The sequence below is a fragment of the Symbiobacterium ostreiconchae genome (assembly GCF_055396975.1).
In genome coordinates this window covers 2,253,580-2,272,501 of the sequence record NZ_AP042454.1, presented here as the reverse complement: position 1 = coordinate 2,272,501, position 18,922 = coordinate 2,253,580, and the positions used below count along the sequence as shown (strand labels likewise).

General features: G+C 67.8%; 19 protein-coding genes and 1 pseudogene. 4 read left to right on the top strand and 16 right to left on the bottom strand.

Features of this window, described 5'->3' with window-relative positions; translation table 11 throughout:
• Nucleotides 1-8 precede the first annotated feature (8 nt).
• Both glpK and ACZ5UM_RS11005 read left to right on the top strand, forming a co-directional pair.
• Nucleotides 9-1,501 (top strand): annotated as a pseudogene (gene glpK, locus ACZ5UM_RS11010) (glycerol kinase GlpK).
• A gap of 190 nt (nt 1,502-1,691) precedes the next feature.
• Nucleotides 1,692-2,213 (top strand): hypothetical protein, encoded by a 522-nt coding sequence (locus ACZ5UM_RS11005; protein ID WP_464844150.1) that lies wholly within the window; start codon nt 1,692-1,694, stop codon nt 2,211-2,213.
• 16 nt (nt 2,214-2,229) lie between these two features.
• Here ACZ5UM_RS11005 and ACZ5UM_RS11000 read toward each other — a convergent pair whose 3' ends face one another.
• From ACZ5UM_RS11000 to ACZ5UM_RS10930, 15 genes are all read right to left on the bottom strand, one after another.
• Complete coding sequence (locus ACZ5UM_RS11000; protein WP_464844149.1) at nt 2,230-2,802, bottom strand: 5-formyltetrahydrofolate cyclo-ligase; 573 nt, start codon at nt 2,800-2,802, stop codon at nt 2,230-2,232.
• Between the two features lie 85 nt (nt 2,803-2,887).
• The gene (gene accC, locus ACZ5UM_RS10995) at nt 2,888-4,237 is read right to left on the bottom strand and encodes an acetyl-CoA carboxylase biotin carboxylase subunit (RefSeq protein ID WP_464844147.1); all 1,350 of its coding nucleotides are present in this window, start codon (nt 4,235-4,237) and stop codon (nt 2,888-2,890) included.
• Nucleotides 4,238-4,267: 30 nt separating this feature from the next.
• Nucleotides 4,268-4,522, bottom strand: coding sequence for a hypothetical protein (locus tag ACZ5UM_RS10990; RefSeq protein ID WP_464844146.1), 255 nt, complete (start codon nt 4,520-4,522; stop codon nt 4,268-4,270).
• Nucleotides 4,522-5,049 (bottom strand): biotin/lipoyl-containing protein, encoded by a 528-nt coding sequence (locus tag ACZ5UM_RS10985; protein ID WP_464844144.1) that lies wholly within the window; start codon nt 5,047-5,049, stop codon nt 4,522-4,524. Before ACZ5UM_RS10985 ends, ACZ5UM_RS10990 begins: the two co-directional genes overlap by 1 nt.
• Before the next feature lie 21 nt (nt 5,050-5,070).
• On the bottom strand, nt 5,071-6,612 hold the full coding sequence (locus ACZ5UM_RS10980) for an acyl-CoA carboxylase subunit beta (RefSeq protein ID WP_464848352.1): 1,542 nt from the start codon (nt 6,610-6,612) through the stop codon (nt 5,071-5,073).
• The gene (gene mce / locus ACZ5UM_RS10975) at nt 6,587-7,030 is read right to left on the bottom strand and encodes a methylmalonyl-CoA epimerase (RefSeq protein ID WP_464844142.1); all 444 of its coding nucleotides are present in this window, start codon (nt 7,028-7,030) and stop codon (nt 6,587-6,589) included. The genes ACZ5UM_RS10980 and mce overlap by 26 nt, the downstream gene beginning before the upstream one ends.
• A gap of 261 nt (nt 7,031-7,291) precedes the next feature.
• Complete coding sequence (locus ACZ5UM_RS10970; RefSeq protein WP_464844140.1) at nt 7,292-7,687, bottom strand: cobalamin B12-binding domain-containing protein; 396 nt, start codon at nt 7,685-7,687, stop codon at nt 7,292-7,294.
• Nucleotides 7,688-7,690: 3 nt separating this feature from the next.
• Complete coding sequence (locus ACZ5UM_RS10965; protein ID WP_464844138.1) at nt 7,691-9,361, bottom strand: acyl-CoA mutase large subunit family protein; 1,671 nt, start codon at nt 9,359-9,361, stop codon at nt 7,691-7,693.
• Nucleotides 9,362-9,547: 186 nt separating this feature from the next.
• Nucleotides 9,548-9,802: a hypothetical protein gene (locus ACZ5UM_RS10960; RefSeq protein ID WP_464844136.1), complete on the bottom strand. Its 255-nt coding sequence runs from the start codon at nt 9,800-9,802 to the stop codon at nt 9,548-9,550.
• Between the two features lie 212 nt (nt 9,803-10,014).
• Nucleotides 10,015-11,901 (bottom strand): choice-of-anchor L domain-containing protein, encoded by a 1,887-nt coding sequence (locus ACZ5UM_RS10955; protein ID WP_464844135.1) that lies wholly within the window; start codon nt 11,899-11,901, stop codon nt 10,015-10,017.
• A 25-nt stretch (nt 11,902-11,926) separates the two neighbouring features.
• A complete protein-coding gene (locus ACZ5UM_RS10950) occupies nt 11,927-12,583 on the bottom strand; it encodes a hypothetical protein (RefSeq protein ID WP_464844134.1) in 657 nt (218 codons plus the stop codon).
• Between the two features lie 41 nt (nt 12,584-12,624).
• Nucleotides 12,625-13,251, bottom strand: a complete 627-nt coding sequence (locus tag ACZ5UM_RS10945; protein ID WP_464844132.1) for a SipW-dependent-type signal peptide-containing protein — start codon at nt 13,249-13,251, stop codon at nt 12,625-12,627.
• A 79-nt stretch (nt 13,252-13,330) separates the two neighbouring features.
• Nucleotides 13,331-13,861 (bottom strand): TasA family protein, encoded by a 531-nt coding sequence (locus tag ACZ5UM_RS10940; RefSeq protein ID WP_464844130.1) that lies wholly within the window; start codon nt 13,859-13,861, stop codon nt 13,331-13,333.
• 103 nt (nt 13,862-13,964) lie between these two features.
• Complete coding sequence (locus ACZ5UM_RS10935; protein WP_464844128.1) at nt 13,965-14,555, bottom strand: signal peptidase I; 591 nt, start codon at nt 14,553-14,555, stop codon at nt 13,965-13,967.
• On the bottom strand, nt 14,552-16,318 hold the full coding sequence (locus ACZ5UM_RS10930; protein WP_464844127.1) for a prolipoprotein diacylglyceryl transferase: 1,767 nt from the start codon (nt 16,316-16,318) through the stop codon (nt 14,552-14,554). Before ACZ5UM_RS10930 ends, ACZ5UM_RS10935 begins: the two co-directional genes overlap by 4 nt.
• A 345-nt stretch (nt 16,319-16,663) precedes the next feature.
• Here ACZ5UM_RS10930 and ACZ5UM_RS10925 point away from each other — a divergent pair, with 345 nt between their 5' ends.
• Nucleotides 16,664-17,353 carry a LuxR C-terminal-related transcriptional regulator gene (locus ACZ5UM_RS10925; RefSeq protein WP_464844126.1) on the top strand — a complete coding sequence of 230 codons (690 nt, stop codon included), beginning with the start codon at nt 16,664-16,666 and terminating at the stop codon, nt 17,351-17,353.
• A gap of 64 nt (nt 17,354-17,417) precedes the next feature.
• On the opposite strand, the gene ACZ5UM_RS10920 is transcribed toward ACZ5UM_RS10925, so the two are convergent.
• A complete protein-coding gene (locus ACZ5UM_RS10920; protein ID WP_464844124.1) occupies nt 17,418-17,912 on the bottom strand; it encodes a MarR family winged helix-turn-helix transcriptional regulator in 495 nt (164 codons plus the stop codon).
• Between the two features lie 326 nt (nt 17,913-18,238).
• Here ACZ5UM_RS10920 and ACZ5UM_RS10915 point away from each other — a divergent pair, with 326 nt between their 5' ends.
• The gene (locus ACZ5UM_RS10915; RefSeq protein WP_464844122.1) at nt 18,239-18,793 is read left to right on the top strand and encodes an RNA polymerase sigma factor; all 555 of its coding nucleotides are present in this window, start codon (nt 18,239-18,241) and stop codon (nt 18,791-18,793) included.
• The last annotated feature ends 129 nt before the right edge of the window (nt 18,794-18,922 follow it).

Here is an 18,922-nt window from a genome sequence, read left to right as displayed (position 1 = left end):
CTGATATCATGACCCGACGTTATGTGATCGCCCTGGACCAGGGGACCACCTCCTCCCGGGCCATCCTCTTCGACCAGGACGGCCGGTGGGACAGGTGAACCACGAGTTCCGGCAGATCTACCCGCAGCCCGGCTGGGTCGAACACGACCCCGGGGAGATCTGGGCGACGCAGCAGCGCGCCGTTCAGGATGTGCTGGCCCGGACGGGGATCACGCTGGCTGAAGTCGCCGCGATCGGCATCACCAACCAGCGGGAGACCACGGTGGTCTGGGACGCGGAGACCGGCGAGCCCGTCCACAACGCGATCGTCTGGCAGTGCCGCCGCACCGCCTCCGTGTGCGATGACCTGACGGCACGCGGCTGGGCGCCGCGCATCCGGGAGAAGACCGGCCTGGTCGTCGACGCCTACTTCTCGGGCACCAAGGTCAAGTGGATCCTGGACAACGTCCCCGGCGCCCGGGAGAAGGCCGATCAGGGAAGGCTCCGCTTCGGCACCATCGACAGCTGGCTGATCTGGAAGCTGACCGGCGGGCGGGTGCACGCCACGGACTACTCCAACGCCTCGCGCACCATGCTGTTCAACATCCACACGCTGGCGTGGGACGAGGAGATCCTGGCCGAACTGGGCATCCCCCGGTCGATGCTGCCCGAGGCGCTCCCCTCCAGCCACATCTACGGGGAGTCGGACCCGGAGGTGCTCGGGGCAGCCATCCCCATCGCCGGCGTGGCGGGCGACCAGCAGGCGGCGCTGTTCGGGCAGGCCTGCTTCCAGCCCGGCGATGCGAAGAACACCTACGGCACCGGCTGTTTCCTCCTGATGAACACCGGCCGGAAGGCCGTCCCGTCCGAAAGCGGCCTGCTCACCACCATCGCCTGGGGGCTGGGCGACCGGGTGGAATACGCCCTGGAGGGTTCGATCTTCATCGGCGGGGCCGCGGTGCAGTGGCTGCGGGACGAGCTCGGGTTCTTCGAGCGCTCGGCCGACTCCGAGGCGCTGGCGCTCTCCGTCCCCGACTCGGGCGGGGTCTACGTGGTGCCGGCCTTCGTGGGCCTGGGCGCGCCGTACTGGGACATGTACGCCCGGGGCACCATCGTCGGCCTGACCCGGGGCACGGGCCGCGCGCACATCACCCGGGCCACCCTGGAGTCGATCGCCTACCAGACCCGCGACGTGCTGGGGGCGATGGAGAAGGACGCCGGCATCCGGCTGAACCGCCTCAAGGTGGACGGCGGCGCCGTGGCCAACAACTTCCTCATGCAGTTCCAGTCCGACATCCTCGGGGTGCCGGTCGACCGGCCGAAGGTCGCCGAGACCACCGCCCTGGGCGCCGCCTACCTGGCCGGCCTGGCCACGGGCTTCTGGCGCAGCCAGGCGGAGCTGGCCGACAAGTGGGCGCTGGACCGGGGCTTCACCCCAACCCTGCCGGCGGAGGAACGGGAGCGGCTCTACGCCGGCTGGCGCCGGGCCGTGGAACGGGCACGGGGCTGGGCGGCAGAGTGAGCGTGAGGCCGGGGGCTGCAGCCCCCGGCCTTTTTCCATGTGCGGGTGTACACGGCGGTGAAGCCCGCGGCCCCGTGCGTCCGCCCGGACGGGTACGGTGCGGGACCGGCCCCGGCACAAAAAATCGTACCTGGGTACGACGAAGCGACCAGATCCGGTGTGGTACACGTCTTTCTGAGGTGAGTCAACTGTGACAAAGGTCTGCCGCACCGACACCCTGTACCACTACCTGCTGAGCGGCGACGACAGCCTGCCCGACATCCTCCGCAGGGGGCTGCTTCCGCTGAGCGCCTTTCCCGAGTCTGAACGGTGGCAGCAGTTCGAGTCCTTCTACCGCTCCCTCTACGCTCAGTGGGCCGAACCGCTCCTGGGGCCTTTCCGCAACTCCGGCGTCTACTTCACGCCCATCGACTTCCGGCAGCTGCCCGGCTCCTACCTCCACACGCGCACGCGGATTGCGATCCCGCTGTCGGAGATCCCGGCAGAACGCGCGGTGCTGACCTACGAGCTGGACGGCCGGCGCACCGTGCTGCCCCTCACCCCCGAGGCGCTGGAGGAGGCCGCGGCGATCTGGTCGGCCGAACTCGTGCGGACATGGTACGCCCGCAACCCGGAGATGTCGTTCTACTACGTTCCCCAGGTCGCGGTGTTCCCGGAGCACGGGATCGCCGTGCAGCCGGGCTGGGTGGAGCGTTTCGGCGCAGACGCCTGACGCCGGGCCCGGCCCCTCAGACGACCCGCCACAGCCCCTCCTCGGTGGCCACGGCGTCGAGCCGCACGTCGTGCGGCTCGGCGGGGATGCGCTCGACCAGCTGAAACCCGTATCCCAGGCCGATCTTCACCGCCCCGGCCAGCTCCGGCAGGAGCCGGTCGTAGTAGCCGCCGCCGTAGCCCAGGCGGTACCCCCGGCGGTCGAACGCCACGCCGGGAACGACGACCAGTCCGACGGCGGCCGGCGCCTCCCGGGGCAGGTCGGGCCGGGGTTCGGGGATGCCGTAGGCGCCCGGGGCCAGCTGAGCCGCCGTGCCGTCCCAGCGGTGAAGCCAGAGCCGGCGGGCGGCCCGCTCCACCCGGGGCAGCAGGAGCCGCTTCCCGGCCCGGCGGCCCGCCTCGGCCAGCGCGGCGGTGTCGGCCTCGCCCCGCACGGGGACGTAGAGCAGCACCACTTGCGCGTGCGCCCACTCGGGAGACCCCAGCACCGCCTGCTGGGCGAGGCGGCTGAGCCGGGCGCGTTCGTCCGGGTCCAGGGCCTGCCGGGCGGCGATCATCCGCCGGCGGAGCGCCTGCTTGCTGACTTCCACGGGCCATCCCTCCTCTGCCGGATTGACCAGCTGGCCGCTGCCTCAGACCCGAAAGCGAAGGCCGGGCACGTTGCCCGGCCCTCTTCTACTTCATGCCCAGGAATCCCTCCAGCCACTCGATGGAGAAGCGGCCCTCCCGGAAATCGGGCGAAGCCAGGATGCGCTGGTGCACGGGCACCGTCGTCTTGATGCCCTCCACCCGGAACTCCGACAGCGCCCGCTGCATCTTGGCGATGGCGTCGTTCCTGTCCTCGCCCCACACGATCAGCTTGCCCACCAGCGAATCGTAGAAAGGCTTCATCTGGTAGCCCGGAAAGAGCATGCCGTCCCAGCGGGTCCAGGGCCCGCCGGGGACCTCCAGGGCCGTGACCGTGCCCGTCGAGGGGTAGAGCTTGTTGTCGGGGTCCTCGGCGTTCACGCGGCACTCGATGGCGTGGCCCCGGATGACGATGTCCTCCTGCTTCCAGGGGAGGGGCTCGCCGGCCGCGATGCGGATCTGGGCCTTGACGATGTCGATCCCGGTCACCGCCTCGGTCACGGGATGCTCCACCTGAATGCGGGTGTTCATCTCCAGGAAGTAGAACTCGCCGGTCAGCTCGTCGTAGATCATCTCCACCGTGCCGGCGTTGTCGTAGCCGACCGCGCGGGCGGCGCGCACGCCGGCCTCCCGGATGCGCTCCCGGGTCTCCTCGGGCAGAAACGGCGCCGGCGCCTCCTCCAGCATCTTCTGCCGGCGGCGCTGGATCGAGCACTCCCGCTCGCCCAGGTGGATGATGTTGCCGTGCTGGTCGCCGAGGACCTGCACCTCGATGTGCCGACCGACCTGGATGTACTTCTCCACGAACACGGAGGCGTTCCCGAAGGCCGCCCCGGCCTCGCTGGCGGCCTTCTGCAGGGCCTGCACCAGCTCCTCGGGGTTGTGGGCGATGCGGATGCCCCGCCCCCCGCCGCCGGCCGTCGCCTTCACCATCACCGGGTACCCGATCTCCTCGGCCACCGCCAGCGCATGGGCCTCGCCCTCCACCAGCCCGTCCGAGCCGGGGATCGTCGGCACCCCGGCCTTCTTCATCAGGGCCTTGGAGGCGTCCTTCATCCCCATCGCCCGGATCGCCTCCGGATTGGGGCCGATGAAGGCGATGTTCCACTGGCGGCAGGCCTCGGCGAAGAACGGGTTCTCCGCCAGGAAGCCGTAGCCGGGATGGATCGCGTCGGCGCCGCTGGCCGTCGCCGCCGTGATGATGGCCGGCACCGAGAGATACGACTGGTTGGAGGGTGCGGGACCGATGTAATGGGCCTCGTCCGCCATGCGGACGTGCAGCGCGTCCCGGTCGGCCTCGGAGAAGACGGCCACCGTCTTGATCCCCAGCTCCCGGCACGCCCGGATAATCCGGATGGCGATCTCGCCCCGGTTCGCGATCAGGACCTTCTCAAACATGCTCTGCCCTCTCCCTCTCCTCTGGCGTCGCTAACGGGTCCGTCCCCCGAACTGCGCCCGCGTCAGGTGCGCCTGGATCACGCCGGCCTTCGCCCAGCCGCTCCCTCCCCAGGCGCCGGGTCCTCCCGGGCCCGCGCCGGCGGGCGCCTGCCCCCACCCCTGCGCCGCCGGCTCAATCGCGCGGATGGCAAAACTGCCCACGGGCTGATCCATGGCCGCGGCGACGGCCGCGGTGATCACCGCCACGATCTCCGCCGGCAGCTGGGCACGCCACGCCCCCGACATCAGCCGATCACCACCAGCGGGTCGTTCATGGCGACCGACGTGCCCTTGCTCACGAGAACCTGCTTCACCGTGCCCGCGTACGGGCTGGTGATGTCGTTCTCCATCTTCATCGCCTCGAGCACCGCCACCACGTCGCCCTCACGCACCTGCTGCCCCACCTGCACCGGCACGCTCACGATCAGGCCGGGCAGGGGCGCGCAGACCGCCTGGCCCTCGGCGGGCTGGGCCCCGCCGGAGGCTGCCGGCGCGGCCGACGGCGCCGGCATCGGCGCGGCCGTCGCGGCGGCCGGCGCCGGGGCGGGCGTCAGTGCCGGCGAAGGGGCGGACGCCGGTGTCGGCAGCGGGGCGGGGGCAGAGACGGACGCCGGGGCCGGGGCCGAGCTGGGCGAAGGCACCGCCTGCGGCGCGGCCGCAGGAACCGCCCCCGGCGCGGCGAGGGCGCCGCCCGGGGCAGCAGCCGGGCTCAGCTCTTCCACGTCCACGTTGTAGGTCACGCCGCCGATGGTTACCCGAAAACGCCTGATCATCTGCGATCCTCCTTCCAGCGCTTACACCGGGAAGTTGCCGTGCTTCTTGGCCGGGCGGGTCTCCCGCTTGGTGCCCAGGGCCTGCAGGGCCCTGGCCAGGACCGGGCGGGTCTGCCGGGGGTCGATGACCGCCTCGACGAAGCCGCGGCCGGCGGCGTTGAACGGGGTGTTGAACTTCTCCTTGTACGCCTGGATCCACTCGGCCCGGGCCGCCTGGGGATCCTCCACCTCGGGACCCGGCTTGAACAGGATGTTGGCGGCGCCATCGGCGCCCATCACCGCGATCTCGGCGGTGGGCCAGGCCACCGTGAAGTCGGCGCCCAGGGACTGCGCCGACATGGCCAGGTAGGCGCCGCCGTACGCCTTGCGGAGCACCACCACCAGCTTGGGCACGGTTGCCTCGCAGTAGGCGTACAGCAGCTTGGCCCCGTGCCGGATGATGCCGCCGTGCTCCTGGGCCGTGCCCGGCAGGTAGCCGGGCGTGTCCACGAAGGTGATCACCGGGATGTTGAAGGCATCGCAGAACCGGATGAACCGGGCTGCCTTGTCCGAGGCGTTGATGTCGATGCAGCCGGCCAGTACCCGGGCCTGGTTGGCGATGATGCCCACGGTGCGGCCCGCGAGCCGGGCAAACCCCACGACCATGTTCATCGCCCAGCCCGGCTGCACTTCCAGGAAGTCCCCGTGGTCGACGACGGCGGTGATGACGTCCCGCACGTCGTAAGGCTTGTTGGGGTTCAGGGGCACGATGTCGAGCAGCCGCTGCTCGGCCCGCTCGATGGGATCGGTGAGGGGGCCGGGCGGCGCGTCGTCCACGTTGTTGGAAGGCAGGAAGGAGAGGAGACGGCGGACCGCCGCCAGGCAGGAGGCCTCGTCCGGCGCCCGGAAGTGGGCGACCCCGGACTTCTCGGCGTGGGCCTGCGCCCCGCCCAGGGCTTCGTGCGTCGTGGTCTCCCCCGTGACGGCCTTGATCACCTCGGGCCCGGTGATGTACATGTAGCTGGTCTTGTCGACCATGAAGATGAAGTCGGTCAGACCGGGCGAGTAGACGGCGCCGCCGGCGCAGGGCCCCATGATGACGGAGATCTGGGGGATGACGCCGCTGGCGAGGGTGTTGTGGTAGAAGATCCGGCCGTAGCCGTTCAGGGCGTCGATGTGCTCCTGGATCCGGGCCCCGCCCGAGTCCTGGATGCCCACGATGGGGCAGCCGGCCTTCAGCGCCATCTGCTGCACCTTCACGATCTTCTGGGCGTGCATCTCCCCCAGCGACCCGCCCATCACCGTGAAGTCCTGGGAGAAGGCGTACACGGTGCGGCCGTCCACGGTCCCGAAGCCGGTGATCACCCCCTCGGCGGGGGTCTCCCGCTTGTCCATGCCCAGCTCGGTCCCGCGGTGGCGCACATGCAGGTCGATCTCGACGAAGGAACCGGGGTCAAACAGGAGCGCCAGCCGCTCCCGGGCCGTGAGCTTCCCCTGCTCCTTCCGCTTCGCCAGGGCCTTCTCCCCACCGCCCAGGCGCAGCCGGGCCTCACGGGCCTCAAGTTCCGCCACCAGGTCCTCCATGCTCACGCTGCTCATCACTCCCCACGTGCTGCACCAGTTCGGTCAGCACGCCGCCCGTCGACCGGGGATGCAGAAAGCACACCAGGGTGCCGTGGGCGCCGGGGCGGGGCGCCTCATCGATGAGCTGCAGCCCCTGGGCCCGGGCCTCGGCCATGGCGGCGCGGATGTCCCTCACCCGGTAGGCCACGTGGTGCAGCCCCTCGCCCCGCCGGTCGATGTGCCGGGCGATCGGCCCGTCCGGCGCGGTCGATTCCAGCAGCTCGATCCGGGCGCCCCCGGCCTCGAAGAAGGCCACCCGCACCTTCTGCGCCGGCACCTCCTCGATGCCCGCAAAGCGCAGCCCCAGCCGGTCCCGGTAGAGCGCGATCTGCGCCTGCAGGTCGCGGACGGCGATACCGATATGATCGATCCCCACCATCATAGCACGTCACCTTTCTTATGACCAGATCCTAAAACCGAGTCTTAACATCTTGTCGTCATGTCAGCGGGACCCGTCCTGCCGCCAGGTCGGTGGGATCCTTCTTGCCCCAGGCCGGTAGGACCCGTCTTGCGCCAGGCCGGTGGCACCTCTCCTGCCGCCAGGCCGGTGGGACCCGTCTTGCCCCAGGCCGGTGGCACCTCTCTGGCCGCCAGCCGGTGGGACCCGTCTTGCCCCAGGCCAGCGGGATCCTTCTTGCCGCTAGGCCGGCTGGACCCGCTGCCGGATGAAGTCGACGGCGGCCCTGGTGGGCGTGCCGGGGGTGAAGACCTCGGCGATGCCGGCCGCCTTCAGCCCGGGGATGTCCGCCGCAGGGATGACGCCGCCGGCCACGACCAGCACGTCGTTCAGCCCCCGGGCCCGCAGGGCGGCCACGGTCCTGGGCAGGAGCGTGTTGTGGGCCCCGGAGAGGATCGAGAGCGCCACCACGTCCACGTCTTCCTGCAGGGCGGCCTCCGCGATCTGCTCCGGGGTCTGGCGCAGGCCGGTGTAGATCACCTCGAACCCGGCATCCCGGAAGGCCCGGGCCACCACCTTCGCGCCCCGGTCGTGGCCGTCCAGGCCGGGCTTGGCGACGAGAACGCGAATCTTTCGCATGCCTTACAACTCCTCCGTCGGTTGGTACTCGCCGAACACCCCGCGCAGCACGTCGCAGATCTCCTGCAGCGTGGCGTAGGCCTTGACCGCCGCCAGGATGGGGGGCATCAGGTTGTCCGTCCCCTGCGCCGCCGCCCGCAGGTCGGCCAGCGCCCGGTCCACCGCCCCCTGGTCCCGCCGGGCCTTGACCTCCGCCAGCTTCCGCTGCTGGGCCTCCTGCACCGCCGGGTCGACCGTGAGCAGGTTGGCGGGGGGCGGCTCGTCGACCTGGAACCGGTTCACGCCGACGATCACCCGCTCGCCGCTCTCCACCTGCCGCTGGAACTGGTAAGCAGCCTCCTGGATCTCCCGCTGCATGTAGCCGCGCTCGATGGCCCGCACGGCCCCGCCCATCTCGTCGATCTTGGCGATGTAGGCCATGGCCTGCCGCTCGATCTCGCCGGTCAGGTGCTCGATGTAGTACGAGCCGGCCAGGGGATCGATGGTCCCCGCCACGCCGCTTTCGTAGGCGATGATCTGCTGGGTGCGCAGGGCCACCCGCACCGACTCCTCGGTGGGCAGGGCAAGGGCCTCGTCCCACGAGTTGGTGTGCAGCGACTGGGTGCCGCCGCAGACGGCGGCGAAGGCCTGCAGGGTCACCCGCACCACGTTGTTCAGCGGCTGCTGGGCGGTGAGCGTCGAGCCGCCGGTCTGGGTGTGGAAGCGGAGCATCCAGCTCTTCGGGTTCTGCGCCTTGAACCGCTCACGCATGATGCGGGCCCAGAGGCGCCGGGCGGCCCGGAACTTGGCGACCTCTTCGAAGAAGTCGCTGTGGGCATTAAAGAAGAAGGAAAGCTGCGGGGCAAACGTGTCGACCTCCAGCCCCGCCCGGATGGCCGCCTCCACGTACGCGATGCCGTTGGCCAGGGTGAAGCCCACCTCCTGGGCGGCGGTGGAGCCGGCCTCCCGGATGTGGTAGCCCGAGATGGAGATGGTATTCCAGCGGGGGACCTCCCGGGCGCAGTAGGCGAAGACGTCGGTGACCAGCCGCATGGAGGGCTGGGGCGGGAAGATGTAGGTTCCCCGGGCGGCGTACTCCTTCAGGATGTCGTTCTGGATGGTGCCCGTGAGCTGCGCCGGCTTCACGCCCTGCTTCTCGGCGACGGCGATGTACATGGCCAGCAGCACCGCCGCCGGGGCGTTGATGGTCATGGACGTGGAGACCCGGTCCAGCGGGATGCCGTCGAAGAGCGTCTCCATGTCCGCCAGCGTGTCGATGGCGACGCCGACCTTGCCCACCTCGCCCTCCGCGTACGGGGAGTCGGAATCGTAGCCGATCTGGGTGGGCAGGTCGAAGGCGACGGAGAGGCCGGACTGGCCGTTCTCCAGGAGGTACCGGTACCGCCGGTTGGACGCTTCGGCGGTGCCGTACCCCGCGTACTGGCGCATGGTCCAGAAGCGACCCCGGTACATGGTCGGCTGCACGCCCCGGGTGAAGGGGTACTCGCCGGGGAACCCCAGGTCGCGCAGGTAGTCGACCGGCACATCGGCCGGGGTGTACAGCCGCTGGACGGGCACGCCGGAACCGGTGGTGAACTCGGCCCGCTGTTCCGGGGAACGGGCGAGAGCCGGGGCGACGGTCTGCTTGTGCCAGCGCTCCTGCTCCGCCGCGATGCGGTCGCGTGCATCGGACAACAGGCATCACCTCATATACAGGTTGGATCGCGCCGAAACATCCGTCCCACTTTTTCAGACTTGCACTCAGGCGCATCTACAGAGAATAGTATATAGTTTTCGGCGCAGGCGAAATGTTTCCTTCTCGCACAAATGCAAAGGCCACCGCGGGAGACCCGTGGTGGCCCGATGTCCAATTCACAGCCGTCAGGCCGGCTCCTCCATCCGCCCGACCTGATCGAGCATGGCGTTTAAATCTGCTGCGGTTGCAGGATCGATCAGGTTGGCCCGAAGCGCTCCACCCAGTTTCAGGCGGAGGGAGGCCGCAGCGCAGCGGGCCGAGAAACGGCCGTCCCTCGCGGCAATGTGAGGGATGGCCTCAACCTGGTACCGAAGCCAGACCCCGAGCGACGCCGGGATGTTCGACTTGTCAAGCACCCTGTGAACCATCTGCCCGCTCATCGTCGACGCCACCTTTCCTGCTTTTACCCTAAACACGGTCGAGAAACGGAAAAGGTTCGAATAGATCTTTCTGACTATATGTCGCGTCCGGGCGTGCTACCCCGCTTCACGGCGTGTTGTCAGTCTTTGGCCCATCCCGGCGCTGACCCGCCGGAACCAGCGTTCCGGCGGGTCAGCGTAACGGGCTTCCTCACCCAAGCGGCTCCGCTACATCACTCGGCACTCGGCACGATCACCAGGCGCGTGGCCGAACGAATCTTGTTGCCGAAGTAGACCTGGATGATCACCTCGCCGCCGTTTCGGGTGGCGGGGTATCCGCTGGTGTCAAACGGAAGGGTGTAAATGCCGTCTTCGTACGTGATGTGATTGCCGTAAGCGAAAGTGGCAATGAGGGCGTTGCTGGCGGCGTCGCGCACCCGCACAGCGACGGTCCGGTCGAAGATGTCATCCTCGCAGTCGCTGCCCCAGCGGAACTGGATGTTGTAGACCTCGCCGGCAACCGCCTGGTCACCGTTCGGGGCGATCCAGGTCAACCCGGGTTCGCCGGAAGCCGGGGGCTGGGTGACGTACACCAGGGTCAGCCCGGGGTCCGTCCAGTTCCCCGCGGTGTCGCCGGCCGTGACGGTGAAGGTGTAGGCGGTGTTGGGGTCCAGGTTGGTGAACTCGTAGGACGTGTCGCTGGTCTCGCCCGCCAGGACACCGTTCACGTAGACCCGGTAACCCGCCACACCGCTCTCATCGGTGGCCTCGGTCCAGGCCAGCGTAACCAGGCCGCAGATTTCGAAGACGCTGATCTCCGCATCGACCGGCCACACGGGCGGCGTTTCGTCGGGCACCTCGCAGGCCTCCACCGTGAACCGTGCCGTCAGCACGATGTCGGACCAGTGGCCGGCCGTGTCGCTCACCTTCACCTGGACCTGGTAAGTGCCGGCCGCGAGGTTCTCCAGCGTCACGGACGTCTCGTAGGTTTCAGCCACCAGTTCGTCGTTCAGGTAGACGGCGTACAGCGCGCCTGCGCCGGCGCTTGGCCAGGAGATGCTGGCCCACTCGCACTGCAGATCCACGTCAGGCTCGGCGTCCTCCCAGGCGGGCGGCGTAAACGTGTCGTCGCAGGCGTCACCGATGCCGTCCCCATCGAGGTCCTCCTGGCCGGGGTTGGGCACGAACGGGCAGTTGTCGTCGTCATCCGGAATGCCGTCGTCGTCAGTGTCTGCCGGCGCCGAATGGAAGCTGCCGGCCCGGATGAAGACCGCCGAATCCCGCTTGCGGTCGCCCACGTCAGCGATGGCCAGCTTCATCGAGTTCTTCTGGCCCGGCTTTACCGCGGCCTGGATCGAGAGCACGATGGTCAGGCCGTCCATCTCGGTGTTGAGGTGGCCGCCCTCGTTGTTGACGAAGTACTCTGAGTTCCGCTTCAGGTTCACGTTATCGATGGAGACGAAGGTGCTGCTGTGGGGCAGCGTCGCGACGTTCACGCCGTTGATGAAGAAAGCGAAGACGTCGTTGTAGCCCTTGTCGACCCACTCGTTGTACTCCTCGGAGGAGAAGACGTACTGGAAGGAGACAACATCGGTCTCGGGAACGAAGTCAAAGGACAGCACCGCCGCATCGTAGGTCCGCTGGCCCGGCGGAAGCAGATCGTCAAGGTCGCCATCTCCGCCCCGGCTCAGGCAGAACAGGCCAAAGCAGTGCTGGGTGGTGGTGTCCGGGCGGCTGTTGGGCCCCACCACATCCACCGCCTTGCCGGTGGAGAGGACGATCCCCTCCTCGAAACCGATGATTCCCTCACCGCCGGTGAACAAGCCCCGCGCCACTTCCTTGCCCTGGTAACGGACGTTGCTGATGGTGACGCCGCTGCCCACCAGCGCCTGAGCCAGCTGCTGCGGGGTCGCCGACGTGACGTTCAGCCCCGAGGACATGAGCGAGAAGCCCCGGGCATGCACCTTCTCGGAACCGCCGACACGCTCCCTTCCCTCAGCAGCAGCCGGCTCCCGGGCCGGGATATCGGCCGCCGCCGCGGGCAGGGCCGAACCGCACAGCCCCAGGACCAGGCTGAGCGCCAGCAGCCACGAGGTCAGCTTCGCAAACCTGCGCTTCACGAACCTCATCCTCCCTACCTATGCCCTACGGGTTGTTCTTGGCCTGCTCGGCGTAAGCGCTGAACGTCACCTTGATGGAATCGCCCTGGTACTGGTTCCCGGCTTCCCTGGGGAAGGAGACCAGGATCCCGAACTCGGCCAGGCCGCCCGCTCCCCAGTCCTCGTCAAAGGGCTCCAGCACGATCGGATCGGAAAGCTCGACGCCGGTGTCAAAGAAGTCGCCAAGCTGGCCCTCGTAGATCAGGTTGGGCTCCGGCAGCAGGAGCGTGCCGTCGGGGTCGAGGAGCGCGCCGTCGTAGATCTTCACGTCGAGGATGGACGCGAACTCCAAGTCGCCCTCCTCCAGTTTGGCCGACAGGCGGGTGATCTTGGCCGCCAGCGTGCCGATGTTCTCGATCTGGAAGACTCGGTGATGGGCATCACCCGGGGCCCAGAGGCCTGTGGGATACTTCCCGGGCTCCCCGTTTCCGGCCCGGCCATCCTCTTCAGCGTCGATGTAGAACATGGGGCCAGGTATAGAGTCACCCTGGTCGCGGTCGCCCTGCAGGTTCAGGGTGCCGGCCACGAACCGGGCGGGTTCCTCGGTGTCGGCGGCATCCGTGAACAGGGCCAGGGTCAGTCCCGCCCCGCCCATGATCGTCGCCCCCACCAGCGATGCGACGAGAACCCACTTGCGCAGCATCTGTCCTCATCCTCCAATCTGAGTCCCCACTCGGTACTCGCCTAGGGGTTGTTGGGCGCCTGCTCGCCGTACAGCTTGAAGTGAACGACCAGGGTCTGGTCCTGATACTCGTTGCCGGCATCGATGTCGAACTTGACCCTGAACTTCATGTGCCGGTTCGTTCCCAGCAGGACGGGGATCTTGCTGCCGTCAGGGTAGACGAGGTCGATCGGCCCGTCGAGCAGGTCGCTCATCCGCGCTTCGCCGACCTTGACATGCTCACCATCAAACGGCGTCTCAATCTCTACCCAGAGCTTCTCGGCGAGGCGCCGGTCACTGCCGTCCGCCAGTTCTGCGCTGACGGCGGTGAGCCAACCATCCATGGTGCTGCAGTCACGCGGGTTGTAGAGCGTCAGCGTGCGGGTCTTCGTGTCGCCGGGAGCCCACAGCCCGGTCGGGTAGATGCCGGGCGTCCCGTCTGGGGTGGCCCCCTGTTCCGCCGTGATGTAGAACATGGGACCCGGGACGGGATCGCTGTCGTTTCGCTCAGAGGTAAAACAGAACTGACCGACGGCAAACTCCAGCTCATCAGCCTGGGTCTGAGCCGTGAACAGCGCCAGCGTCGATCCGATGCCGACCCCGCTGACCGCCAGCGCAGCTGCGCAGAGTAGAATGAGGCGTCTCTTCATACATCGCCACTCCTACCTGACGCCGCCGGGACCGGTCGGTCCCGGCGGCCGTCGTGCTCATACGGTCTGCTGTTCCTGACTAGTTGGCGTCCTCGTTCCAGGAGATGGGGCCTTCCTTGCCATCCACGGTCTTGGTGTTGTTCCGGGCCTGAACGGCCTTGAAGCTGAGCTCGATCTCGCCGCTGGCGCCCTGGTACTCGTTGCCGGCGGTGATGGGGAAGTGGTACTCCACGGTCACCGTGGCAGACTCGCCGTCCGAGTACTTGCCGAGCACGTAAGCGCCCTCGAAGTCATACCCGCCGTCGAAGGACACCTGCATCGGGTCGTCGCCCTCGAACAGGTCGCCGTCGACCGAGTAATCAACACCGATCCAGGCGTCCAGGCTGCCGCTGTAGGTCACGGACACCGTGCACTCGCCGCTGTCGCCAGGGGCCAGGTTGTCGGTGCTGACGTCGCAGGTGAAGCCGGTGACCTCACCCAGCCGGACCGTACCGGCCGTGAACGTGTTGTTCTCGTTCTCGGTCGACGCTGTGAACAGGGCGAAGGTGGCTCCGGTGATCAGAGCGGACAGGGCACCCACGGTCGCAAGGCTCAACAGGATCCTCTTCATCTTGGTGTCACCCTCCAAAAGAAGCGCTTTATGGATGCGGATCTGGATCCGCTGCCCGGCCGCTTCCGGGCAAACCTTTCACTGCAGGCCGCGCTGCAGGTGACTAACTCGGGGATTGGGCATCGGCGGGCTTCTCGTCGGCCTTCTTGGCCTGCTCCTCCTCCATGACCGCCTGGACCAGCTTGCGGATCTCCAGGGCGATCAGCAGGACGCCCGGAACGATCACAAGGGAGATGACCCCCGTCTTGGTGCGCATGAACTCTGAGAGGTAGCCGTAATACGGTACCCGCCACCGCTGGATGCCGACGATCTGTGAGCGCTGGACCGTTGACAGGTCGGGGGCGTCGTTGGCGTCGCCCTTGGTCACATAGGCCGCCGGCTCACCGTTGACGGACACGATCCCGATCACCCGGTGGGTGATGAGCATGTCGGCGGCATCCGCTGCCCGGAACGTGATGACATCGCCTTCCCTGATCTCGTGTTCAGGTTTCAGGGGCTCGACGATGATCACGTCGCCGGTCTTGATCGCCGGCTCCATGGAGCCGCTGCGCACCGAAAGGACCTTGTAGTCGAACACCGCCGGGATGCGGTCAGGCGCCCTGCGCCCCATGAGATTGAGGGCGACCGTCCCCGCCAGGAGCACGAACAGCACCGCCGTCACCGCGCCGTTGAGGATGCGAAGCAGAATCTTCATGTCGTCTGCCCTCCTGCATCGTCCTCCTCCACTTCAGCGGGTGCGGGTCCGGATTCCGCAACACCAGGCGCCTCGTCGGCGGCATCGCCGCTGCCCGGCTCGCCGCCGTGGCGATCGCCACCGCCTTCGGCGAACCCATCGCTTTCGGCATCGCCGTCATCGCCGGCCGGCTCCTCTTCGGATTCGCTGCCGTCGGACGGGTCGTCGCCGGACTCGGTATCCTCAGACCCGAGGTCGTCGGGCTCGCTCATCTCGGACTCGCTGTTTTCGGACGGGTCGTCCCCAGACTCGCTATCCTCGGACTCGAGGTCGTCGGGCTCGCTCATCTCGGACTCGCTGTCACCGGGCTCGCGGTCTTCGGACTGGTCGTCGCCGAAGCCGCTATCCTCGGACTCGCTGGAGTCGGAACCGCTGCCGTCCGCCTCATCGCCGTCGCTTTCGCCATCGGCAAAATCCTCGGGTGCGTCCGGGTCCTCGTCATTGCCTTCGTCTTCAGCGGCATCTGGAGCCGGCTGCTCCTCCTCCTTCAGGCCGTCCGTCTCCCCGTCACCGGGCGCCGCACCCTCATCTCCGGGCAGAGGAGCGGCCCCTGCGCAGTCACCGGCGTCCGCGTCTCCGGAAGCACCGGCCTCGTCGGCGCTCTCCTCCGTCCGCGCCGCCTCCACCTGAGGTGCGCACTCACCGGCGGAGTCGGGCGGAGGCGCGCCGGCGCTGTCGTCACACGGATCCTTGCGGTCAAAACCCCTCGCAGCATGGTCACCCGCATCAGGATCATCGCCGGAGCCGGAATCTGCAGGCTCCTCCCCGGGGCCCGGGTCCGCTGCCTCATCGCCGCCGGTCGGTGCGGGTGAACCGCCATCCTCCGGGTTGGAGGGTTCAGGCGCCTCATCCGGCTCCGGAGCACCCGTGTCTCCGTCATCCTCCGGCGCCGCGGGCCCGTCAGCCGCCTCCGGGGCCGGTTCGGATTCCGCATCCTCTGCATCCCCGCCGGACCCGCCTGTCGGGAACCCCAGCAGATCGGGATGCAGCCCGATGGACGCTTCCTCCGGTTCGGCCGCATCCGCCGGTTCCTCCGTCGGCAGGCCGAGCAGGTCAGGGTGCAGGCCGATGGAGGCCGCAGGCGGCTCCTCGCCCCCCTCGCCGGGCTGGTCAGCTTCCGGCGGGTCCGACCCGGCAGCAGGAACGTCGTCCCCGGCCTCCCGAGGCGCAGGGTCGGCAGCGGGGCGGCAGGGATCCGGAGCGGGGATGACCATCACCGTGAACTCCATCCCCAGTTCCAGAAAACGGCCCATCCCGTAGACCACAAGGTAGCCCCGGTACTCGCCCGGCGCGTCAGGCGTGCCGCTGACCACGATGTCTGCCGTCTCGCCAGGACCCAGCACGTTGTGGGAGAGTGCTGCCCGTGCCCACGGAATGCCGGTGAGTTCCACCGAGAGGGAGACGTGCCGGTCGCTGATGTTCATGATGTGGAAAGTGCGTACGACCTCCGATCCCACGCGGTCAGGGCCGGCGTCAGTGACCAGCTGAACCCGCCCCGAGCTGAAGCGGAGCACCTGCGAGGTGGTCAGCGTCTCAAACTCAATGCTTCGGGCCGCTGCGTCGTGGCTCAGGGCAAAGGTCGAGCCGGTCACATGTCCGGCTGCCAAGCTGGAGATGACCATCGTCACCGGGATCAGCACGTGGGGCAGTCTGCTTCCCGACTCCCGGATCTGCCGGCCGAGCGCCCGCAAAGCCTTCTGGCGCAGGCGGCGCTTGCGCGTCATGCGTCGCAGCGGGCATCACCTCCCGTCGACGCCGATTATGGCACACAAACGCCTCACCTTTGGGCATGAATTCACGGATGATTCTCTATATCCATCTTGGAGGATGAATGATCAAAGGCATGTCCCGTCGGGGGAGAACGGACCAGACACATGGGAACTACGCTCCATGTGGAATTCAGGGATCCTCGGCGCAAAACATTGAACACAAAATATTTTAGGTTTGCTCATCTGGAAGGATGAATTCGCGCTTTTCCGCCCTCACCCGCGTCGGGTGAGCAGGAGGCAGTGACTTTTCGGTCGAATCTGAGGGATACTCTTTCAAGATGCAGGGGAGTGTGCGAAACCATGGGCATCCTGGAAGCCGACAAGACGTCGGTGGCCGTATTCTCCCTGGAGCGCATCTGGGGTTCGCATCTGAGCCAGCGGGAGCTGGAGGTCGGCCGTCTGCTGGTTTCCGGGCGCTCTACCCAGGAGATCGCAGCGGCGCTTTTCATCTCGGAGAATACGGTGAAAACCCACCTTCGCAATCTCTACCGGAAGACCAAGACCCGGAGCCGGGTTGAGCTTTACCGGGTGCTCATGGAAGCGGGCAGCACGCCTGCGCGGATCCGGTCAGCGGCGGAAGACCTGCCGGCCGAGTTTCACCGTATCTTCACCGAGCTCCAGAACGACGAGGCCCAGGCCGAAGGCAGCACGGTGGTCGTCCTGCACCTGGAGTTCTTCCAGGCCGGCATGGCGGTGCGGGTTCCCGGCGCCAGCCTCACCGACCTGCTGGCCACGTCGATCCGGAGCCGGGACCACCTGCTCCCGTGGCGCGACGATCTGTACCTCCTGGTGCTGCCGGAGAGCGACCGGGCCGCGTCGGCGGAGGTCGCCGAGAGGCTCGTCCGCAAGGTGAGGCGGTGGGCGCAGCGGAAGCGGCTGCTGCTGCGGGCGGCCGCGGGCGCCGCGGGTGTCACGGAGGGGGCGGGGACGGCCGAATCGGTGGTCGAGCTCGCCACCCAGCGCCTGCGGCACTTGGACTACGGGGAATGAACGCGAAGAAACGGGCCAGGGTCCGCAACCCTGGCCCGTTTCGCATGGGAAGCGGGGCGCCCGCTCAGCCGACGGCGACGAGGCGCTCCTTCTGCTTCAGGGCATCCTGCGATGCCAGCGGATCGGTCAGGTCCCGCAGCAGTTCACCCAGATACTCCTGAATCTCCTGGGCCTCCTGCCACATCGGACCCAGCCACTCCTGGACGCGGGCGCGCAGTTCCGCCTCCATTTCGATCACCCGGCTTCCCTTCTCCGTGAGGCTCAGCATCACCACCCGGCGGTCCCCCTGGAGCCGGAAGCGCTCCAGCCACCCATCCCTCTCCAGCCGGTCGATGATGGCCGCGAGGTTGCCGCGGGTGCAGTAGACCGCGTCGTTCACGCGCTGCAGCATGGTCGGCCGTTCCACCGACAGCTCCCGCAGGACCTGGAACTGGGGCCAGCTCAGGCCATACTGCGCCCGCAGGTACCGTTCGCAGTGCTGCTCCAGCCTGCTGGCCAGCCGCCTCACCAGGGCGATCCGCTCCACCGCCTCCACGTTGATCCGGCTCAGGAGACACACCCCCATCTCTCTTTCTTTACCTGTGATAACGTATGCTCGTCGTTAAATGTTCACAAGCGGCAATTGAAAGCGCATATTTTCCCTGCGATTTCGATAAATCGTAAGCGCGATCCCCCGATGGCGAAGCTGACCGGCATCACCCCCTTGCCGAAACCCCGTGGATAGAGTGTGAGTAAACGACTGAATAATCATCCTTGTTTGTTCTGACATAATGGTGCTATGATTACAAGGCGCAGGGGGCGCCCTCTGATACGAAACATACGATCGTCCATATTTTTCAAGTATTACGGATTTGTTGTCTGTAGATAGAGAGGGGTTGAAAGGTCATGCGCGATGGCGGCGAGATGTGGGGACAGCCCGGTCTCAGCGACGACGAGCAGCTGGGGCGGCTGATGGAGGTCATGGGGGGATCGCTGCTTTCGTATGCGAACCGCCTGCTCGGCGACGCCTTCACCGCCGAGGAGGTCTGTCAGGACGCCATGTACAAGGCCTGGTGCCACATGGAGTCGCTGGAACCCACCAGCCAGCTGCGGGCGTGGCTGTACAAGGTGACCCGCAACGCGGCCCTCGACGTGCTGCGCAGCCAGCGGCACCAGACCACGGCGGTGCTGGCCGAGGACCTGCTGGACCCGGCCCCGGGGCCGGAGACGGAGATCGAGCGCAAGGCGTTCGTCGAGGCGCTGCACGACGCCCTGGACCGGCTGCCACCGCATTACAACTCGGTGCTGAGCCTCCGGCTGCTGGAGGGCTACTCGTACCGCGCCATCGCCGAGGAACTGAACCTGCCCCTCGGCACGGTGAAGAGCCGGCTGCGGAACGGCCTCCAGTACCTCTCGCGCGAGCTGGCCAGCGTGGGCGTGGACCAGGGTTACCTCTCCTGAAGGCTGACACCAACCGTGACTCCGCGGGCCGTGCGCCGCGCACCGGGGCGCACGGCCCCTCACGTTCAGAGGGGAAGCGGCGAGCCTCTCCGCGGTGGGAAGGTCGCCGCTTCATCTGTTCAGTCACGC